The 1,127-nt window shown below is 70.2% G+C and carries 1 protein-coding gene; it reads right to left on the minus strand.

Annotated elements, in window-relative coordinates; genetic code table 11:
* Positions 1-88: 88 nt before the first annotated feature.
* On the minus strand, positions 89-1,012 hold the full coding sequence (locus ACFT41_RS32340) for a transposase family protein (protein WP_377614118.1): 924 nt from the start codon (positions 1,010-1,012) through the stop codon (positions 89-91).
* Positions 1,013-1,127: the final 115 nt, after the last annotated feature.

Here is a 1,127-nt window from a genome sequence, read left to right on the forward strand (position 1 = left end):
GAAGATGCACCTGTGACCAGTGAGAAGTTACGACTGGGTGCGCGATTGAGGGGGGGCGTGTTGGCCCGGAGGGTCTGGCTGGTGATCTTCAGCGCTCCGCGCAGCGGTCGGAGACCAGCCCGGCGATGGCGAGCATGGTGTCGTCGAAGTACTCGCGGCGCCCGGTCCAGCGCTGCAGGGGTCTCCACTGCTTGGGTTCGGCGATGGCGTGCTCGACGCAGATCCGCTCCGAGGACTGGGCTTTGCGGGCCCGTTCCCATGCGGTGATCTCGTCGGGCGGGGCGCCCTTCTTCGGTTTCAGCGGTGGGGCGGTGACCTGGCCGGGAAAGTCTCTGGCCAGCCCCTGGTAACCGGAATCGGCCTTGACCTTGACCTCGGGATACTGCTGGAGCAGTTCCTCGATGCCTTCGGTACGCAGGGCGGTGACGTCGTGCATGCGGCCGGGCCGGACGGCTCCGGCCCACAGCAGCCGGCCCTTGCCGTCGCTGATGACGGTGGGCTTCTTGGTGTTCCGCTTCTTCTTGCCCGAGACGAACGCCCGGCGTCCGGGGCGGTTCGCCGCGGGGCGGCGGACCTGGACCTCGGTGCCGTCGAGACGCAGTTCGACGCCTTCGGCCGCGGCGTAGGCGAAGACGTCCGCGAGGGTACGCAGCCGCAGTCCGGGCTTGCCGGGGACGGCGAAGCCCCGCGCCGCGAGCAGGGGCCGGATCTCGTGGACGGCCCGGGTGATGGTGGAGCGGTCCACGCCGTAGAACACGGCCAGGGCTTGGTGCGGGAGCTGGAAACGCAGAACGACCAGGGTGGCGATCACCCGGTCGGTGAACACCAGCCCCCGATCCGGCCCCGCCCCGGCCGCACGCAGCCGCTCATGACCACGGCGCTCGCGCAGCCGGCCCTCCTGCTGCGCGAGCCAGGGGCCGGCAAGCTCCTCAATCAGCTTCCCCAGCCGACGACGCGGCAGACCAGTACAGATCCGATGCGACAACACCCCACGCGCCCACCCCAGCCTCATGAGCAGCAATCATTCCGCAAGTCCAACCCGGCCCCTCACCGTCGTAGATCGCCACCCAGGCGGCCTCCACCGCCAGGTGCGGCCGGTGGTCCTCGGCGACGTCCCGCCCGAGCAC

It is taken from the genome of Micromonospora sp. NPDC057141, from assembly GCF_042670805.1.
Classification (GTDB): Bacteria; Actinomycetota; Actinomycetes; order Mycobacteriales; family Micromonosporaceae; genus Micromonospora.